The following is a 19,513-nucleotide window of genomic DNA, read 5'->3' as shown; positions in this document are numbered from 1 at the left end:
CAGGGAAGCCCCCTTTTTTTGATGGAGCAGGCTGTCGAATGAATCGACATTAGGCTACCGGACGGAACGGTATTAGGCTACCGAACGAAATGCCGCGTAGCGGGCGAACCTTGTGTTCGCCCGCCGGAACAACATTTGCGAAATTCGCGTTCTGACATTTGTCATTCAGAGCGAAGCGATGAATCTCTCTCCTTTTCCGGGGCGAGATTCCTCACGGTGTTCGGAATGACAAAGGCGGCGTTCGTAATGCCCATACCTTGTTCAGAGGGCTGAAGGCCTGACATAATCGTCAGCGTTCAGCATTCAGTTAGTCAGCGTTCAGCAAACAATTCAACACCTAAACCCCTCCCCCCCCCTCCATTCTTATTTCTTCTATTGCGGAATCTGCGATTAAAAATTATCGCGTACATTTGCGTCGTCGGATAAAAAGAAAACGTATGGAAAAAAACGACCTGAGAATAGTATTTATGGGTACGCCCGAGTTTGCTGTAGCCAGTCTGCGTGCCCTTGTCGAGGGCGGCTACCGCGTTGTGGGAGTCGTCACCATGCCCGATAAACCGGTAGGACGCCATGGCAGTGTGCTTCAGGCTTCGGCCGTCAAGCAATATGCCCTTTCGCAGGGGTTTCCTGTCTTGCAGCCCGAAAACCTCAAAGACGAGCGGTTCATCCGCGAGTTGCGTGCTCTGCGGGCCGACTTGCAGATCGTCGTCGCCTTCCGGATGCTGCCCGAGGCGGTTTGGGCGATGCCGCCCCGGGGCACGTTCAACCTGCATGCCTCACTCTTGCCGCAATATCGCGGAGCGGCACCCATCAACTGGGCGATTATCAACGGCGAGAAGGAAACGGGAGTGACGACTTTCTTCCTTAAGCACGAGATCGATACCGGACACATCATCCGTCGTCGCCGACTGCCCGTGGCCGAAACCGACGATGCCGGACGCCTGCACGATGCGCTTATGGACGCCGGAGCACAGTTGGTGATTGAAACGGTTGATCTGCTGATCGAAGCCGGCGGCACGATCGAAACCAGACCGCAGGAGACGCTTTGTACCGACGAAGAAGAGCTGCGCCCCGCCCCGAAGATTTTTAAAGATACGTGTCGCATAAATTGGAAGCAGCCTGTGGCTAAGGTGTATGACTTTGTTCGCGGCCTCTCCCCCTATCCCGCAGCATGGACTGAGCTCGTCTTGCCTGACGGCCGTCGCTCCGTACTGAAACTGTTTGCGACCGAGAAGAGGATGGAAAACCATCGGCTCGCAGCCGGAACGATCCGTACCGACAGTAAAAAACACCTCGATATTGCCGCCGAAGACGGGTTTATCCGCGTCAAAGAAGTACAGTTAGCCGGCAAAAAACGGATGGCGGCGAGCGATTTTCTGAACGGAATCGCACTTTCGGACACGAGGGTGGAATAGGCCGTTGACAAATCTGTCGTTGTTTCGTCCAACCCTTCAATACAAAAGATTATGATGGTATTAGAGATTGTGTTAATCATCCTCGGAGCCGTTTGCTTGTTGGGAGGACTGATTGGCAGTCTACTCCCCGTGTTGCCCGGACCACCACTCTCGTACGGAGGATTGCTTCTGCTGCACTTTACCGAACGCGTAGAATTTACCACCACACAGCTGATTGTCTGGTTTATGCTGGTATTGCTCACCATAGCTTTCGACTATTTACTGCCGATCTGGGGCGTGAAAAAATGGAATGGAAGCCGATGGGGCAATTGGGGATGTGTTGTAGGTACGTTAGCGGGTGTTTTCTTCTTTCCTCCGTGGGGCATTTTGATCGGCCCTTTCGTCGGGGCGATAGCGGGTGAACTGTTGTTGGGACGACGCCATATCAGAGAGGCTGTAAAATCCGGATTCGGCGCATTTGTCGGTTTTCTGCTCGGTACGATATGTAAGATCGGTGTCTGCGGATGGTTTATCTATTGCTTTATTGCAGCGTTTTTCTGATTTCTTTTGCACGTTCGTTTTCTTTTTCGATCGACTGCAAAAAAGAGAAACAAATCTTTTTTTTTCAAAAAACAAATGTGCGCCGTTTTATTTTTTCGGCGATGACCATGTTATGTCATTTATTCGTTGTATTTTTACAGCCAATAGTAATTTTCTGAACCTGTCGCACTATGTAGCGATCATCGTTCATTCTGTTACTGCATGCTTGAAAAAAATAAAAACAATATATAATGACAAACAGATGGAGTATTCGACCCCATACAGAAGAAGATTTACGCAAACGCGACGAGTTAGCTGCCGAGCTGGGACTTAGTCCCACCCTCTGCCTGTTGCTCGTGCAACGCGGCATCGCCTCTGCCCGTGAAGTGCGGAAATTCTTTAAACCGAACCTGAACGATTTGCATGACCCGTTTCTGATGCCCGACATGTTCAAGGCCGTGAAACGGCTCAACAAAGCGTTAGGAAACAAAGAGAAGATTCTGATTTATGGGGATTATGATGTAGACGGTACAACGGCTGTATCGCTCGTCTACAAGTTTTTGAGACCCTACTCGTCGACAATCGATTTTTATATTCCCGATCGGTACGACGAGGGCTATGGTGTTTCGTACAAAAGCATCGACTATGCCGTCGAAAACGGCATCTCGCTGATCATTACGCTCGACTGTGGTATCAAAGCCATCGACAAGGTGGCCTACGCCAATGAGCGGGGCATCGATTTCATCATTTGCGACCATCACATGCCCGACGACGAACTGCCGGCCGCCGTGGCTGTGCTCGATGCCAAACGTACCGACTCGCAGTATCCCTACGAACATCTCTCGGGATGTGGCGTGGGATTCAAATTCATGCAGGCGTTTGCCCAGAGCAACGATATCCCTTTCACACAGCTCGAAAATTTACTCGAACTGACGGCCGTCAGTATCGCGTCCGATATCGTACCGATCACGGGCGAAAATCGCATCCTCGCTTACTACGGGTTGCGCCAGCTCAACAACAACCCGAGCTTCGGACTGAGAGGCATCATCAACGTCTGCGGACTGGCCGGCAAGGAGATAACGATCAGCGACATCGTCTTTAAGATCGGACCACGCATCAATGCCTCGGGACGGATGATGAACGGACGCGAGGCCGTCGAATTGCTGCTCTCGAAAGATATGAACGAGGCGAACGAACGAAGCGAAAGCATTGACCAGTATAACGACGACCGGCGCGAACTCGACAAGAAGATTACCGATGAAGCCAATGCGATCATCGAAGAAATTCAGGACATCGAAACTCAGAAAGGCATCGTAGTGTATAACCCCGACTGGCACAAGGGGGTAATCGGAATCGTCGCCTCGCGTCTGACGGAGAAGTATTATCGTCCGTCGGTTGTGCTGACGAAGTCGTCGGAACTGATAACCGGCTCAGCACGCTCCATCGTCGGATTCGATATCTATAAAGCCATCGAGGGATGCCGCGATCTGCTGGAGAGCTTCGGAGGGCATACTTATGCCGCGGGACTTTCACTGCGCGAAGAGAATCTGGAGGCGTTTACGAACCGTTTCATGAAGCTGGCGGCCGAAGATATCGTGCCCGAACAGATGACTCCGCAAATCGACATCGATGCCGTCATCGACCTGAAACATATCACGCCCCGTTTCGTGAACGAGCTGAAGAAGATGAACCCTTTAGGTCCGGATAACGAAAAGCCCGTCTTCTGCTCCCTGCGTGTGCAGGACTACGGAACGAGCCGCTGTGTCGGGAAGGAACTCGAACACCTGAAACTGGAAATCATCGACGGGAAAGGAGGAGGGCCGCTTCACGCCATCGCATTCGGGATGAGTACGCATGCCAACTATGTCAAAGCAATGAACCCGTTCGACTTGTGCTATACCATCGAGGAGAATACGTACAACGGGAATACGACCATCCAGTTAATGGTAAAAGATATTCGACCCTCGGAGTTGTGATTGCTCATGGATCGCCACCATGAGATATTAAAGCAGTATTGGGGGTATACCTCGTTTCGCCCCTTACAGGAAGAGATCATTCATTCGGTCTGTGCCGGTAAGGATACACTCGGGCTGATGCCTACCGGAGGCGGTAAATCGCTGACTTTTCAAGTGCCCGCACTTGGTATGGAGGGGCTCTGTTTAGTCGTCACCCCGCTGATTGCGCTGATGAAGGATCAGGTGGATAACCTCCGTCAGCGGGGAATCAAAGCGACCGCCGTCTATACCGGCATGACGCGCGAAGAGATCGGTACGCATCTCGGTAACTGTATCTTCGGAGATTACAAGTTCCTGTACGTTTCGCCCGAGCGGTTAGCCTCCGAGATGTTCAGAAGCAAACTGCGTGCCATGAATGTCTGCCTGCTGGCCGTAGATGAGAGCCATTGTATCTCGCAATGGGGATATGATTTCCGGCCTTCTTACCTGAACATTGCTTCCGTACGGGAGCTGTTCCCCGAGGTTCCCGTGCTGGCGCTCACAGCTACGGCTACTCCCGAAGTGATCGAGGATATCCAGGAGAAACTTTGTTTTCGCAAAAAGAATGTGTTCCGCAAGAGCTTCGTACGCAAAAACCTGTCATACGTTGTCCGTTCATGTGAAGACAAGTTGCAGACGCTGCTCTATATGCTTGATAAAGTGCCGGGGTCAGCCATCGTTTATGTGCGTAACAGGAAACGCACGCAGGAGTTGGCCGCGTTTCTTCGGCAGGAGGGTATATCGGCGCAGTTCTTTCATGCCGGACTGAAACGCGAGGTGAAGACCGAGCGTCAAAACGCGTGGAAGAATAATCAGTGCCGCGTGATGGTTGCGACGAACGCTTTCGGGATGGGAATCGATAAGCCTGATGTCCGTCTGGTCGTGCATATCGATATGCCGGGATCGCTCGAAGAATATTTTCAGGAGGCCGGACGTGCCGGACGCGACGAACAGCGTGCCTATGCCGTGGTGCTCTGCGCTTCGTCCGATATAACGAAACTGAACAAACGCATTACCGACGAGTATCCCGACAAAGAAGTGATTGCGCGTGTCTACGAGTCATTGGGATATTATTTCCAGATTGCTTCGGGGTTCGGACTTTTTACTACACATGATTTTTCGATTGCCGAATTTTGTACTGTCTATAAATTCTCTCTTACGCAAGTCCATCATGCCCTGAAAATCCTCGAGCTGGCCGGTTATATTGAATATGTCGAAGAGCCCGATAACGCCTCGCGTATGATCTTTCTCATTACCCGCGAAGAACTTTATCAGGCGTTGCGTCAAGATGAGCTTACGGACAACGTGGTGCGTGCCGTCCTGCGTTCTTATACCGGACTCTTTGCGGATTATGTTTTTATCGACGAAACATTCATCGCTACCCGTGCCCATACGACCGCGGAGCATGTATATCATTGCCTTGTCGCACTCTCGAAAGCCGGTATCATCCGTTATGTCCCTCGAAAAAAGGTGCCGCAGATTACGTTTACACGCACTCGTGAAGAGATTGTGCATCTGCATATCCCTGCCTTTGCTTACGAGGAGCGTAAAAAACGCGATCGGGAGCGTATCGATCGGGTGATCGGTTATCTGAATGAGAAGCATCATTGCCGCACCCGTTTACTGCTTCATTATTTCGGGGAGAAAGATGCTGAAGATTGCAAGGGATGCGATATCTGCCTGAGAAAAACGCAATCTGGGCTGACACAGTGGGAGTTCAATATGATTCGTCGAGCCTTGATCGAGATGCTGGGCGAAAAGCCCGGAAGCGTCCTCGAACTGGCCCGTCTCTTGCCGCTGGAACAGGAAAAAAACATGCAAGCTTTACGCTTCCTGCTCGATCATGACGACCAATTTCACTTGAAGGACGAATACATTTCGTTTGTTAAGGGAACTGACTGAGCTTCGTACAACGGATAAGCACTTTTTGATTGTCGGCGAGCGTCGTGGCGAAAAGATAGATTTCTCCGCCATCCGTGATCTTTGTTCGCTTGCGCAATTCTTCGACCGACAGCGGGAAATTACGCACCGTCAGATTGGCTTGCGGAATATTCCGCGCGATGGTCCGGCATATTTTCCCACTGAAAGGGAGCACTTCTTCGATCCGGAAGCTGCGCCCCGGAAAATCGAATACCTCCTCGTCCGATGTATAAAGATGGCTGTTTACATGCAGTTTACGGACGCCCGTACGCAGAGCCGTTTGTTTGTAGGCGCCGGCTTTCAGGATCGAAGCATTCGGTTCGTACAGGTAAGCTCCTGCCGACTTTGCCGGTAAGACGGGAGTAGCCTGTTCTTCGGCCGGAGTAAAACAAAAAGCCTGTTCCGAAGAATCTGTCATGATATTTATACAATGTATACGGGGTATCTTTGCCGCGTTTCCCCGTCGCAGTACGAACAGCAGTTCCTTGCATTCGTTCTTGACCGACACGACGTGCACATCGGTCGTTTGGGGCAGCAGTGCCAGCGTATGACTCAAGTCGAGCATCGGTGAAAGTTTGGCAATCACCTTCGGAGCCTTGCGCAGCATCGCCGGTAGAAGCTGTACGATATCGGGCTCACAGTCGGACAGGGCGAACATTCTTCGGTTGCCCGTGCCGCGCCGTGCCGGATCGATATAAAAGACGTCCGTTGCCGTAAGCTCCGACAAGGCGTGTGCGGCTTCTTCGTTGCGTCCTTCGATATTCTTTGCGGAAAGGACGGAGAAGTTTCGTATCGCCGCGTCGAAACAGGCCTTGTCACGCTCTACATAGCATACCTGTTTCACCTGCTTCGCAAAGAAGTAACTGTCTACCCCCAATCCTCCCGTCAGGTCGCAAAGATGCCGTTCATCTTCGAGCAGCCGGAGTTTGTATTGTGCCGTTCGTGCAGACGAACATTGCTCGGCTGCCAGCTTGGAAGGGAAAATCAACTCGTCACAGGCATGCCAGACCGGCATCTTATCTTTCAGGACGCGTCGCGCTTCGATCTGCGTGACGGCATGAGGCACATCGATCGAAGGGTATTGAGCTGCCGAAAGTAATAATCGCTGCACATCGTCTGCCGCATGTTCGCGAATAAATCTTCGCATCGTTTCTGTCAGTTCCACAAGTGCAAAAATAAACAAAAAACACTTTTTATTCGTCACAGTGCATTGAAACTTGATGAATTGTCATTTATCTTTGCACTGAAATAAAATAGAGGATAAACATTAAAAATTACAGGTATGAATAAAATGAAATATTCGATGATCCTTTCGCTGATGTTTTTTGCATTTTATGCTACGGCACGTTCCGGCAACGCATCGGCAGCGGGCGAAGTGATTGTGTTGAATAAAGCCGATTTTCTGGCGAAGGTGTTTAACTACGAAAAGAATGCTTCGGAGTGGAAGTATGAAGGGGACAAACCGTGTATCATCGACTTTTATGCCGACTGGTGCGGGCCGTGCAGACGTGTTGCGCCGATATTGAAGGAACTGGCAGCCGAGTACAAAGATGACATTGTGATTTACAAAGTGGATGTCGTCAAGGAGCAGGAATTGGCGTCGGCTTTCGGGATCAACAGTCTTCCAACGCTGTTATTCGTCCCGATGCAGGGTAAACCGCAAGCCAGTATGGGATTGCAACCGAAAGAGACACTGGCAAAATATATCGATGAGTTTCTATTAGAGAAGAAGAATTGAGTCAGCCCAAAGCGAAGTGGTGGGGAAAAGGTCGCATTTCGACAGGCGAACCATCAAAAAAGAGGGCATTTTCAAATGAAAAATGTCCTCTTTCTTATTTTCTGTGCTAAACGGATTTATTCGGCTTTCGGAGCTTCTTCGGTCTGAGGCGTCTCAGGAGCTTCTTCGGCCGGTGCGGCAGCTACAGCCTCTTCCGCAGCGGCGGCAGCAGCTTCCTCTTTGGCTTTAGCCTCGGCGGCGGCAGCCAACTCCGCTTTTTTCTTTGCTACAGCTTCCGCTTTTGCCTTGTTCACTTCTTTCTCCGCATCCAGACGCGCTTTCACTACGGCTTTCGACTTTTCGCGTTCGGCATCTTTCACTTTCTGCAAAGTGAGTTTCTTCTCCGTCAGCCACGACTGGAATTTCTCCTCAGCCTTTGCCTCGTCGAATGCGCCTTTCTTTACACCGTCGAGCAAATGCTTTTTCATGCACACCCCCTCGCGCGAGAGGATCATACGCGCCGTGTCGGTCGGTTGCGCACCTGTCTGTAACCAATACAAAGCTCTATCGAAATTCAAATCTATTGTGGCAGGATTGGTGTTCGGATTATAAGAACCGATCCTTTCAATAAACTTTCCATCTCGTGGAGCCCTGCTGTCTGCAATAACGATCTGATAAAAGGCGTAGCTTTTACGACCGAATCTTTGCAATCTAATTTTTGTTGCCATGTTTGAATAATTAAATAAAACTTTGTTCGTGAAAATTGAGCAGCAAAGATACGCATTTTTTTTATACCGCCGCTTCTCCCTACAGAAAAATCAAGGCTTTTCGGTTGATCATTTATAATATAACGGGCGTTTAACACGAATTTACGTCCCATTGTTGTAGCTTTGCGACGATAAAACGGAGATAACAGGTATGAAGATGAAAACATGGAGCATCGTGCTCGGACTGCTGCTCATGGTGGGAACGTTGCGGGCGCAGACGTATGAAGAGATGATTCGCAAGAGTTACGAATATGCGGACAGAGGCGATTTGCCGGCAGCCGAAGAGGCGCTGAAAGCCGCCATGCATGCCGAACCGGCCAATAAGAACAACTTCGCCCTGCTCTCGAATCTGGGAACGATCCAGCGGCAGCAAGGCAAAACGGATGAGGCGCTCGTGTCGTATACGGCTGCGCTCAGCCTGCAACCGAAGAACAAGCTGATTCTTTCGAACCGTGCGGAGCTTTATATCGAGATGGGTGAGACGGAAAAGGCGCTGAGCGATTATCAGGCGTTGCTGCTGCTCGATCCACTCGATCTCGACGCGTATTACCGCCGCGGGATGTTATATATAGAGATGAAGGATTATATGCTGGCCGACGAAGATTTCGAGAAGATCATGTCGATCGACAAAGAGTCGGAGCAAGGGCGTTTCGGGTTTGCCTTGCTTGATAAGGCACGTGGTAATTATGAAGACAGCGAAGCCGTCTTCAGCTACCTGATCGAAAAGTCGAGAACTCCTCTGCAGTATTACGAGGAACGTGCCGAGCTGTATTTTCTGATGAAAAAAAATGCACGCGCCATGGCCGACCTTAACAAGATCTTTGCCGAGACGAACGACGTGCCGGCACATCTGTACGTCTTGCGCGGAAAAATTAAACTCGCGCAATTTGAGAAAGAGTCGGCCGCGATCGATTTCAAAAAAGCGCTCGAGCTGGGTTATGACAAGGCCGTTATCGACGAACTGATCAAAATGACTTTTTAGCGATATCCCGCTTTATACGGGATAGTTCTCGCGGTTAAACGGAGCATATTTCGGTTCCATCGGCTCATACGCGTCATCGTCCCAAAGGCTGCTGGTAATCATCAGGTCGGCGCTGTAACGGTTGCACGCAATGGGTACGTTGTGAACGCGGCACTGGCGCAGGAGCATCTGGATGTCGGCTTCGTGCGGTTGCGGATTGAGGTCGTCGATCAGGAAAACGGCCAGATTGATCTCCTTGCGTACCACCATGGCGGCAATTTCGGTATCTCCTCCCATCGGGCCCGAGTGCATGCAGCGGATATTGCTGTATTCGATGCCCCGCCGTTCGAAGGCGTCGCGAATCAGCGTGCCGGTCGTGCCGGTGCAAACGAGGTTGTGTGCAGCCAGAAAATCGGCATTGAAGACAGCCCAGTCGATCATGTCGACCTTGCGGTTATCGTGTGCTACGAGTGCGATCGTTAATTTCTTTTTCATCATATCGTCAGTTTTTATGTATTCGTACGCGACAAATGTAGTGATTTTTCCGTTGTGGCGAAGCGCGCTACTCGTGATTCTCACGGAGCAGGAAGCATAAATCGCGCACATCGGACAGCTTGGCGGTTTGAGGAGAAGCAAAGACGGCCGGTTGATGTACAACACCGCGTTCCACCAATTCGCTGAGGATATCCCACATGACTTCGTGATAGAAAATAACCATGGCTTCATGCGTGTCGGCAAAGCCGTATTTATGTGTGATAGCTTCGATGTCGACCTTTGTTTGCAACGCTTCCGTAAGTTTGTTGCTAATCGTCTCGGCAAAGGCATGAATGCGGTTTGCATCGGAGTCTTCAATAATCGGGATGTTGATGGAACCATCCGGACGGATCACTCCGATTTCCGTAAAAAATGAGAATGCGGAAGGTTCGGAAACCTTATCGTTTGCATCGATTTCTTTCAGAAAATTATTTAGGTTCTTCGAGTTGAAAAGAGGGTGTGCCAAACGAATCAGGCCGTCCGACCAATTGATTTTGACCGAATACTTTCCGCCCACGCTCATTGTATTTGTTCCGCATTGCAGGGCTTTTCGCTTGTTGTACAGTATCCAGTAATTGCCCTCCCACGATTCGTGACTCTCTTTGTTGCGTCCGGTTACCATCTCTTTTTTTTCCATGACTTTCCAGATTTTTCCGTCGAGGACGTAAGAGAAAAGGATGCTGAATGCATGATGGGGCATGCCTTCAGACGAAAGGTGCTCGACCAGATTGCGGCAGTCGTCGACAATTTCGGGGACAAGTATTTTTCCGGTCTCGTATGAATCGGTTCGTAAGGCGCTTGTATGCAGACTGTCGAGTATGGGGATTATCGTCCGGTACATGTTGCCATCGCGCTCGATCAGACGTTGCGACTGTAAGAGCAGGATTTGGTTTTCGCTGTGTGAGATACCGGTGGCAGCAAGCTGCTCAAGTGTCATTGGGCGGCGCAACGCCAATAAAACCTCGTAATTGTTGCTGTTTTTAACAACCTGACGGGGATGTAGAAACTGCACGGCGCAATAGCATATATCTTCGACACGATCGAAAGACGGAAAATGACCGGTGTCTTGCGCTATAACCCATTGTACACAACCTAATATGGCGGATAAGAAGAATAACTTTTTCACGGGATGTCTGTTTAATTTCTTGAATAATCGTAATAATTTTGTCCAGCGCGATCGATCTTAGGGCCTAAAAGATTTTCAACCTGAGGCCGGAGTCATCGAAACCGGTAACCGAAGGAGAAAGTCACGTCGTTTTGATAAATCTGCGATTCGAAAGGTTGTTTTTCCCGTAACTTATCGATAAATCCCGTTTGGGCATAGACCGAGAAGAAAACGTGCCGGTGCTCGACATATAGTCCTGTTCCAGCACCGATATCGAACGGTCTGAAGTCGCGGGTTTTCCATTTGTGTCGCTCCCGCTCTCGTGTGGAAACGGAGACAAACGGGCCGGCTTGAACGCCCATCTGCCAGTTGCTGAGATTGATCTTATACACTAAGTTAACAGGTAGTTGAAGCGAGTAATAGTTGCATGTATGTCGCCCTTCTTTCTTGTCATTATAGACGAAATACGTATAATCGTATGATCCTCCTTGATTGATGAATACAAGTTCCGGACATAAAGAGAACTTGCGCGAAAGCGGAATGTCGGCCAGCCCGGACACACCGAACCCTAACCGGCCTCCATACGTGACCTCTTCGTCGACAATCTGCGTCAATGAGCTGTATGACAAACCGGCCCGGACCCCCCATGTAATCTTGGCTTCCATCGCCCACGAAAGCAGGCACATCATCAGTATAAATCCTCCCTTTCTCATCTTCTTCCATCTGATTTGCAAACAAAAGTACTGTTTTTTTTGAGATGCGACCTATTTATTGCTAAAAAAAACGAGTAATGACGAAATTTCTTGCCGGCTTCCGAAACATCGCTTATCTTTGAATCGAATTTGAATTTAATCATCATTATTGCGTAAAATGTAAAATTTATGGTACCGTTTGTTCATTTACATGTACATTCGCAGTATTCACTACTTGACGGACAAGCTTCCATCGATGCGTTAATCGAAAAGGCGCAGGGCGATGGAATGCCCGGCATGGCGCTTACCGATCACGGAAGCATGTTTGGCATCAAAGAATTTTACAATAAGGTTCAGAAGAAAAACAGCAAACATCTTAGCATAATTAAAGATTGCGAAAACGAACTTCGGAAGTTAAACGATAAAGATCATCCGACGCCTGAAGAAACGGATCGCATGCAAAAACTTTCGGAGAAGATACATGCGAAAAAAAAAGAAGTCTTTAAACCAATCTTAGGTTGTGAGTGTTATTGTGCACGGAACGGGCGTTTTAACAAGACGGCTAAAGAAGATCTCGGAGGATGGCATCTGATTGTTCTGGCGAAGAATCTGAAAGGATACAAGAACTTAATTAAGATGGTCTCGCTCTCATGGACGGAAGGGTTTTATCGCAATCCGCGCATTGATAAGGAGCTGCTTGAAAAATATCATGAGGGGCTCATCATCTGTTCCGCATGCCTTGGAGGTGAAATCCCGCAGTTGATCATGCGAGATCGGAAAGAAGAGGCCGAAGCTTCGGTGCTATGGTTCAAGAACCTTTTTGGCGATGATTACTATCTGGAATTGCAACGTCACGAAACGCATGCCCCAAATGCCGACCAAAGCACTTATCCAAAGCAAGTGGAAGTCAATAAAGTCTTGGTCGAGTTGGCACGTAAGCACGGCATAAAAATCATTGCAACGAATGATGTGCATTTTGTGAATGAAGACGATGCCGAAGCGCATGATCGCCTGATCTGCCTCAGCACCGGCAAAGACCTCGATGATCCGGCAAGAATGCGGTATTCCAAACAGGAGTGGATGAAGAGTACGGCTGAGATGAACTCGATTTTTGCCGATGTACCCGAAGCCCTGAGCAATACGCTTGAAGTTCTTGACAAGGTGGAACTGTATTCCATCGACTCACCGGCATTGATGCCTTTCTTCGAAATTGATCCTTCGTTTGGTACGGAAGAGGCGTATCGCGAAAAATATACGGCCAAAGACTTGATGGACGAATTTAATGAGACGGATGCCGATGGTAAAGTAACGGATAATTATCTGCGTCTCGGCGGTTATGAGAAGGTGATCCGTATCAAGCTGGAAGCGGACTACCTCGAGCATCTGACCCTTAAACGGGCGATGAGCCCGAACCGCTACAGCGAAAACATACCGGAAGAGGCGAAGGAACGTATTCATTTCGAACTGAAAACGATTAAAAGAATGGGGTTCCCCGGCTACTTCCTGATTGTACAGGATTTCATCACAGCCGCCCGGGAGATGGGCGTATCCGTCGGACCGGGACGTGGCTCGGCCGCCGGTTCGGTCGTCGCATACTGCTTGGGAATTACCGATATCGATCCCATCCGATACGATTTACTGTTCGAGCGTTTCCTTAATCCCGATCGTATTTCTATGCCTGATATCGATATCGATTTTGATGACGACGGGCGTGGGGAGGTTCTGAAATGGGTGACGGAAAAATACGGTCAGCAGCGCGTAGCGCATATCATTACCTACGGCACGATGGCAACCAAGCTGGCGCTGAAAGATGTGGCGCGGGTGCAACAACTGCCTCTGAAGGAATCAAATCGTCTGGCCAAGCTGGTACCGGATAAAATACCGGATAAGAAGCTAACGCTGAAGAATGCCATTGAGGCCATACCTGAGTTAAAGGAGGCAGCCAACAGCACGAATCCCATCCTGCGCGACACGTTAAAATATGCTCAAAAGCTGGAGGGCAATGTGCGGAATACAGGTGTGCATGCCTGCGGTGTGATTATCGGACAGCAGGATATTTCCGATATCGTGCCTGTGGCAACGGCCGAAGACAAGGAAACGAAAGAGACTTTGCTCGTTACGCAGTATGAAGGTTCGGTCATTGAGGAAACGGGGCTGATCAAGATGGATTTTCTTGGCCTGAAAACACTGTCGATCATTAAAGAAGCGATCGAAAATATCAAGCAGACGACCGGTAAGGCCATTGATATTGATAAGATTCCGATCAATGACAAACGGACTTACGATCTGTTCTGTCAAGGAAAGACCGTCGCGACGTTTCAGTTCGAGTCTGCCGGCATGCAAAAGTATCTGAAGGAATTGCAACCGACCGAATTTGAAGACCTGATCGCGATGAATGCGCTCTATCGTCCCGGACCGATGGATTATATTCCCGCATTTATCGCGCGTAAGCATGGTCGGGAAGAGATCACCTACGACATTCCCGAGATGGAGCGTTATTTGAAAAATACGTACGGAATTACCGTTTATCAGGAACAAGTCATGTTGCTCTCGAGGTTGCTCGCCAGCTTTACCCGCGGGCAAAGCGATACGTTGCGTAAGGCCATGGGAAAAAAGCAGATTGACAAGATGAATGAGCTGAAGAGTAAATTCCTTAACGGCGGCCAAAAAAACGGGCATAATATAAAAACACTTGAGAAAATCTGGTCTGACTGGGAGAAATTTGCCTCGTATGCGTTCAACAAAAGTCATGCGACATGCTATTCATGGGTCGCTTATCAGACAGCGTATCTGAAGGCTCATTATCCGTCGGAGTTTATGGCCGCCGTACTGAGTCGGAACCTTTCGAATATCAAAGAAATTACGAAGGCGATGGACGAATGCAAGGCGATGAAGATTAAAGTGCTGGGTCCTGACGTCAACGAGTCGCACCGTAAATTCGGGGTGAATACGAAGGGAGATATCCGTTTCGGACTCGTGGCCGTTAAAGGAGTGGGAGAAAGTGCTGTTCAGGCGATTATCGAGGAACGTGACAAGCGCGGGCCTTATAAGGATATTTACGATTTTGTCGAACGGGTTAATCTGAGTGCATGCAACAAGAAAGCATTTGAAAGCTTGGCTCTGGCAGGTGCATTCGATACCTTGAGTATACCGCGCGAACCGCTCGTTACTCCGAGTGGAAAGGGGGAGACCTTTATTGACGTTGTGATACGTTACGGAATGAAATATCAGACGGATAAACAGATGTCGTCCGCCTCGCTGTTCGGTGATGATCATGCGATACAGATTGCACGTCCCGAAATCCCGAAGTGTGAGCCGTGGAGTGTGCTGGAACGGCTTAACAGAGAGAAAGAACTGATTGGCATCTATCTGTCTGCACATCCGCTCGATGAATACCGCATCATCCTGAACCATGTCTGCAACATGACGATGAAGGATGTGGACAGCCGCGAATGGGAAGAGTTTCAGAACAAGGAACTTTTGCTTGGCGGTATCGTGACGGGGTATCGGGAGGGACTCACGAAGACCGGGAAGCCTTACGGCATCATCAAGATCGAAGATATGTCGGGCAGCGGAGAGATGCCGCTTTTCGGCGACAATTATATTAATTTCAGCAAGTACGGCAAGGAAGGACTCTATCTTTATATAAAGGCGGAGCTTCAGCCGCGAAGGTGGAAAGAAGCAGAGCTTGATTTTAAAATCAACTCGATCCAACTGTTGCATGACGTGAAAGACTCGCTGATTCATTCGCTCAGTATCTCCATTCCGATCGACGATTTGAACAAGCAGATAATCAGCGAACTGTCCACTTTGATAAAAAGTAATCCGGGCAAGACACAGTTGTTTTTCAACGTCGCCGGAAGCGATCATGTGGCATTGCATTTCTCGTCGCGTGACATCAGGCTGAACGTTACGCAAGAGTTGCTGAATTTTATCAACGACTCGGATCATTTAGATTTTACGATCAATAAATAATTTTTCAACCAATTAAAAACAAAAGAGTTATGGCATTAACAGTAACAGACGCAAATTACAAAGAAGTATTGAATGCAGGGAAACCTGTGGTATTGGATTTTTGGGCGGAATGGTGCGGCCCCTGCCGGATGGTGAGTCCCATCATCGATGAGTTGGCAACCGAATACGAAGGCCGCGTTACCATCGGGAAGGTCAATGTCGATGAGAACGACGAGGTGGTTTCGGAATACGGAATTCGCAACATTCCTACGATTTTACTCTTTAAAGATGGTCAGCTTGTCGACAAGCAGGTAGGTGCTGCGCAAAAAGGTGCACTGGCCGAAAAGATTGATAAACTTCTTTGATTGAATTGCTTTTATGAAGAATCCGGGTAGCGCTTTTTTCCGGCGTTTACCCGGATTCTGTTCTATGGGGTTCAAAATGCTTTCGATATATTTGATGGGCTTCTTTTTTTGCCTTACTTTTGTGTCCATTATAAAAAAATAAGATGAACTGGACGGTATGAAATCGACGCAACAATATTTACTGGCGCATGGCATTAAGCCCTCTGTTCAGCGCATAGCTATTATGGAATATCTGTTTCAGCATCATACCCATCCGACCGTGGATGAGATTTATACGGAGTTGTTGCCGCAGATTCCCACACTGTCGAAAACAACGGTGTATAACACGCTGAAACTTTTTGTTCAACAGGGAACGGCGATGCAGATTGACATCGATGAGAAAAATGCCCGGTTCGACAGTGTGATGGAAACACATGGGCATTTTCGTTGTAAGGCATGCGGATGCATCATCGATATTCCACTGCCCGAAATTCATCATTTACTCCCCCAAAATACGGATTTCTCGATCGATGAAGCCTATGTGAATGTAAAAGGTTTGTGTGCCGAATGTAAGTCGAAGCGGACTCCTTGAGCATTGGGGTCGACAAAGCCCCAAGAAGCTAAAAAAGAAGCCCCTTTGGAAAATACGGAATACCGATGGTTCTAAGGAGTTAGAGGTATTTCTGTGCGTGTGGTAAAAGATAAGGGGATCGGCACGGGAAATGAGAGGGTTAGGTTTATCGCCACGAATCAGAAGCAAGAAGCGGGAAGTTTTCCAAATCTTCCCTGCTCCTTTTGCTATCTTATCTTATTCCCTCTATGAGTACCCGGTATAACGGTTGACCATGAATCATCATGTTCTCTTTCTTGACGTTTTTTTCGAAAACCCATCCTTTTTGAGGGGGCATCTCCGGACTATTCCGCGATTATTTTCGCTAATGTTTCGTCCAATTCCGTTGCGACAATTCCTCTCTCGATGATTTTTCCGTCTTTATCAAGCAGCACTAAATGAGGTATGCCACTGAACTGATAGGTGCTCATAATATCTTTCCCTGAATTAGGTGCGCACGTTTGTGACCAGGGCATCTTTTCTTCGTTCAATGCTTTTTTCCAGTCCGTTTCTTTCCTATCGATCGATACGGATAAGATTTCGAACCCTTGTGCTTTGTATTTCGCATAAGCCTCTTTCAGGTGCGGGATAGCTTTCCGGCAAGGGCCACACCAAGATGCCCAGAAATCGATCAAAAGATATTTTCCTTTGAAATTTTCAGGGCCGAGTGTTTTTTTACCGTCCGGTGTGGGGAAACTGAAGCCCGGAGCAATCTTCCCGGCTTCCAGTTTGGCTGCCTGACTGAGTCTTTCTTCCTCCTCCTTTACATACTTCACATAGGGAATGTAATCCGGCTTGTTTTTTTGAAAATAAGTCAGAATGCTGTTTTTTAACTCTTCATCCTTCAACCTGTATAGAAGAGAAATAGCGCTGTTCCGGTCTCCGTAATAACGTACAAGGTATTTGATGTATTCCTCGCTTGTTTCGGCATTCCTGTCATACGCTTTTTTTACGTATTCTTTCCATTCATCGCAAGTGCTTTTCCCGGCTTGATAGACCTCTTTACCTGCACTAATCATTCCCTGATAGGCCATATGGTCAAAATAGTTCTGCAAATTCATCAATTCATTGTTTCTTCCGGGATTTACGATATGCTCATACAGCGGATTTTTGATCTTTATTTTGGCCGTATCCTGTCCTCTGAAGTGCACTTCGATGTTCTCATCTTCACCCCAAAATTCCAGGTATTCCCATTTCTGACAATCGATATAGTAGATACCGGGGAAAGGGAGTGTTACCTTTTTCTCAAAAGTATGGTCTGCCTTTACTTCAAATGAATCGATGACGACTTCATCGAACTTGTCAGCATAAAAAATCCGAATTTTGGATTTGTCATCCGGGAACTTAACGCTCCCTTTTACCGTAATTTCACTTTTTTGCGCATGCACCAATGGCATTGCCATCAATACAAAGATCAATGCGATCAATTTTTTCTTCATTTTCTTCATGTTTAAAATTTTATATAATTATCTTAGGGATTTTGTTCGATATTATTTGTCTGAATTTCTCCTTCAGGTATTTGCAGGGTAAACATTTTACTGTCAGCGGGATACAATATTCCTTCGGCATCATTCCTTTTGATGGTATGAAGTCCCTTCCTTACGAGCGGCTTGCGAAAACGCTTGAGATCAAGAAGTGCAAAGCCTTCACCGTAGAGTTCCTTGCGTCGCTCCGTCCAGATTTCATCGATCAGCGCTTGGCTGGTAGCCGTTGTTTTCACGGCAGCGGGGTAGCGTGTCTGCTGCAGCTTAAAGAGGAGTTGTTGCGCTTCGGTATCCTTCTTCAGTCTGGCTGCGCATTCGGCAGCAATCAGAAGCATCTCACTGCTCCGCATCAACAGCACATCGGGCAACTTGTCGTTTTCATCCGGGTCCATAATCTTAAAAGATATATATTTCCGCTCGGGATATTTTCCGGTTTCCTCCGTCTTCGGATTGAGCTGAATCAGTTCTTTCCGCACGTCTCCCTCTGCAAACAATTCGACGAAGTCACTGTTCAGGAAAACAAACTCCATCGACCAGCGTTTGTTCTTACGCGGATGACTCCAGACTGTAGGCAGCGAATAGTTGGCATTCGTATTTTTTGCGGAAGCAGGCAAGCCCCATATACATTCGGAAACAGATACATTATTAAAACCCTGCTTATATTCATCATTCGACATTAAGGGATACGCTTCGGCCAATTCTTTGGCTAATACGGCCGCTTTTTCGTAATCACCCGTCTCCATATAGACACGTGAAAGCAAGCCTTTCACCATATCTTTGCAGACAACATATTTCGAATCCTTGCGCCGGCCGGAGGGAAGGTTTTCAACGGCCCATTGCAGGTCTGCCGTAATCGCCTCATACACCGCTTTCATACTTTCCCTATTTTTGGGATCAATCGTCGGTTCGAGGTATAACGGTACACCGGGAGCCTCAGGATTGAGCAGATAGGTTTGCTGAAACCATTGTACCAGCAACAGGTAATGATAGGCACGCAAGGCCCGCGCTTCCCCTTCCACCTGTTTTTTCTCGGACGTCGTTCCCTGCATTTTGGACATGTGACTGAGCAAGTCGTTCAGCACATTGATATGGGTATAACAATAGAACCAAAAGAAGGAAGGACGATCTTTCTCCATCGTACGAGTGCTGAAGCTATAGTCATCACCTTGAAACTGCCCGGAAAAGTTTTTCGGAATAATATCCTGTCCCATCATATCGGCAGCCAAAATAAAGTTATGGATACCTAAGCTCTGGGCTTTAATCATGAATCCTTCGGCCGAATAGGTCATATGATCATACACGCCGCCGAGCACGGTTGTTGCCGACTCGTAAGAGGTGAATACAATATCGGATGATACCTTATCCCTCGGTATCACATCTAAAAAATCATTACACCGCACCAACAGGAGACAAGCGACAAGCACCATGATAGAGGGCACATTTCGACGATTCAATCGTCTTAATATAGTTTTCATCTTATTATCAATTAATCATTTA

General features: G+C 48.2%; 16 protein-coding genes. 9 read left to right on the top strand and 7 right to left on the bottom strand.

The genetic code is table 11. The features are described 5' to 3' along the window. Positions 1-437: 437 nt before the first annotated feature. The 4 genes from fmt to Tanf_RS03715 all read left to right on the top strand — a co-directional run bounded on the left by fmt (position 438) and on the right by Tanf_RS03715 (position 5,830). Positions 438-1,415: a methionyl-tRNA formyltransferase gene (gene fmt / locus Tanf_RS03730; protein WP_014225072.1), complete on the top strand. Its 978-nt coding sequence runs from the start codon at positions 438-440 to the stop codon at positions 1,413-1,415. A gap of 51 nt (positions 1,416-1,466) precedes the next feature. After that, positions 1,467-1,955 (top strand): DUF456 domain-containing protein, encoded by a 489-nt coding sequence (locus Tanf_RS03725; RefSeq protein WP_014225071.1) that lies wholly within the window; start codon positions 1,467-1,469, stop codon positions 1,953-1,955. A gap of 230 nt (positions 1,956-2,185) precedes the next feature. Further along, a complete protein-coding gene (gene recJ / locus Tanf_RS03720) occupies positions 2,186-3,910 on the top strand; it encodes a single-stranded-DNA-specific exonuclease RecJ (protein WP_014225069.1) in 1,725 nt (574 codons plus the stop codon). A 6-nt stretch (positions 3,911-3,916) separates the two neighbouring features. Further along, the gene (locus Tanf_RS03715) at positions 3,917-5,830 is read left to right on the top strand and encodes a RecQ family ATP-dependent DNA helicase (protein ID WP_014225068.1); all 1,914 of its coding nucleotides are present in this window, start codon (positions 3,917-3,919) and stop codon (positions 5,828-5,830) included. Here the strand turns inward: Tanf_RS03715 and Tanf_RS03710 are convergent. Further along, positions 5,814-7,013 (bottom strand): THUMP-like domain-containing protein, encoded by a 1,200-nt coding sequence (locus Tanf_RS03710; protein ID WP_041590777.1) that lies wholly within the window; start codon positions 7,011-7,013, stop codon positions 5,814-5,816. The genes Tanf_RS03715 and Tanf_RS03710 overlap by 17 nt on opposite strands. A 153-nt stretch (positions 7,014-7,166) precedes the next feature. On the opposite strand from Tanf_RS03710, the gene trxA (Tanf_RS03705) reads away from it, so the two are divergent. Further along, positions 7,167-7,586 carry a thioredoxin gene (gene trxA, locus Tanf_RS03705; RefSeq protein WP_231964139.1) on the top strand — a complete coding sequence of 140 codons (420 nt, stop codon included), beginning with the start codon at positions 7,167-7,169 and terminating at the stop codon, positions 7,584-7,586. A 116-nt stretch (positions 7,587-7,702) separates the two neighbouring features. Here the strand turns inward: trxA (Tanf_RS03705) and Tanf_RS03700 are convergent, their stop codons facing one another. Then, entirely contained in the window at positions 7,703-8,293 is a 591-nt protein-coding gene (locus Tanf_RS03700) for a 30S ribosomal protein S16 (protein ID WP_046824950.1), read from the bottom strand. A gap of 196 nt (positions 8,294-8,489) precedes the next feature. Here Tanf_RS03700 and Tanf_RS03695 point away from each other — a divergent pair, with 196 nt between their 5' ends. Next, positions 8,490-9,314 carry a tetratricopeptide repeat protein gene (locus tag Tanf_RS03695; RefSeq protein WP_046825095.1) on the top strand — a complete coding sequence of 275 codons (825 nt, stop codon included), beginning with the start codon at positions 8,490-8,492 and terminating at the stop codon, positions 9,312-9,314. A gap of 12 nt (positions 9,315-9,326) precedes the next feature. Here the strand turns inward: Tanf_RS03695 and Tanf_RS03690 are convergent, their stop codons facing one another. The 3 genes from Tanf_RS03690 to Tanf_RS03680 all read right to left on the bottom strand — a co-directional run bounded on the left by Tanf_RS03690 (position 9,327) and on the right by Tanf_RS03680 (position 11,645). Then, a complete protein-coding gene (locus Tanf_RS03690; RefSeq protein WP_041591207.1) occupies positions 9,327-9,788 on the bottom strand; it encodes a methylglyoxal synthase in 462 nt (153 codons plus the stop codon). Between the two features lie 67 nt (positions 9,789-9,855). Further along, on the bottom strand, positions 9,856-10,953 hold the full coding sequence (locus tag Tanf_RS03685) for a hypothetical protein (RefSeq protein ID WP_140230692.1): 1,098 nt from the start codon (positions 10,951-10,953) through the stop codon (positions 9,856-9,858). Between the two features lie 92 nt (positions 10,954-11,045). Further along, on the bottom strand, positions 11,046-11,645 hold the full coding sequence (locus tag Tanf_RS03680) for a porin family protein (RefSeq protein WP_041590775.1): 600 nt from the start codon (positions 11,643-11,645) through the stop codon (positions 11,046-11,048). 168 nt (positions 11,646-11,813) lie between these two features. Between Tanf_RS03680 and dnaE the strand changes: the two genes are divergently transcribed. The 3 genes from dnaE to Tanf_RS03665 all read left to right on the top strand — a co-directional run bounded on the left by dnaE (position 11,814) and on the right by Tanf_RS03665 (position 16,514). Beyond that, entirely contained in the window at positions 11,814-15,599 is a 3,786-nt protein-coding gene (gene dnaE, locus Tanf_RS03675; protein WP_014225059.1) for a DNA polymerase III subunit alpha, read from the top strand. Between the two features lie 29 nt (positions 15,600-15,628). Next, positions 15,629-15,943 carry a thioredoxin gene (gene trxA / locus Tanf_RS03670; protein WP_014225058.1) on the top strand — a complete coding sequence of 105 codons (315 nt, stop codon included), beginning with the start codon at positions 15,629-15,631 and terminating at the stop codon, positions 15,941-15,943. A gap of 157 nt (positions 15,944-16,100) precedes the next feature. Continuing rightward, entirely contained in the window at positions 16,101-16,514 is a 414-nt protein-coding gene (locus Tanf_RS03665) for a Fur family transcriptional regulator (protein WP_014225057.1), read from the top strand. Positions 16,515-16,837: 323 nt separating this feature from the next. Here the strand turns inward: Tanf_RS03665 and Tanf_RS03660 are convergent, their stop codons facing one another. Continuing rightward, a complete protein-coding gene (locus Tanf_RS03660) occupies positions 16,838-17,971 on the bottom strand; it encodes a TlpA family protein disulfide reductase (RefSeq protein WP_231964071.1) in 1,134 nt (377 codons plus the stop codon). Between the two features lie 32 nt (positions 17,972-18,003). Beyond that, entirely contained in the window at positions 18,004-19,491 is a 1,488-nt protein-coding gene (locus tag Tanf_RS03655) for a RagB/SusD family nutrient uptake outer membrane protein (RefSeq protein WP_080948543.1), read from the bottom strand. Positions 19,492-19,513 lie beyond the last annotated feature (22 nt).

This window comes from Tannerella forsythia, assembly GCF_001006485.1.
Taxonomy (GTDB): domain Bacteria; phylum Bacteroidota; class Bacteroidia; order Bacteroidales; family Tannerellaceae; genus Tannerella; species Tannerella forsythia.
Note: the sequence above shows the minus strand (reverse complement) of the source record. Positions and strands in the feature narration are given on the sequence as shown.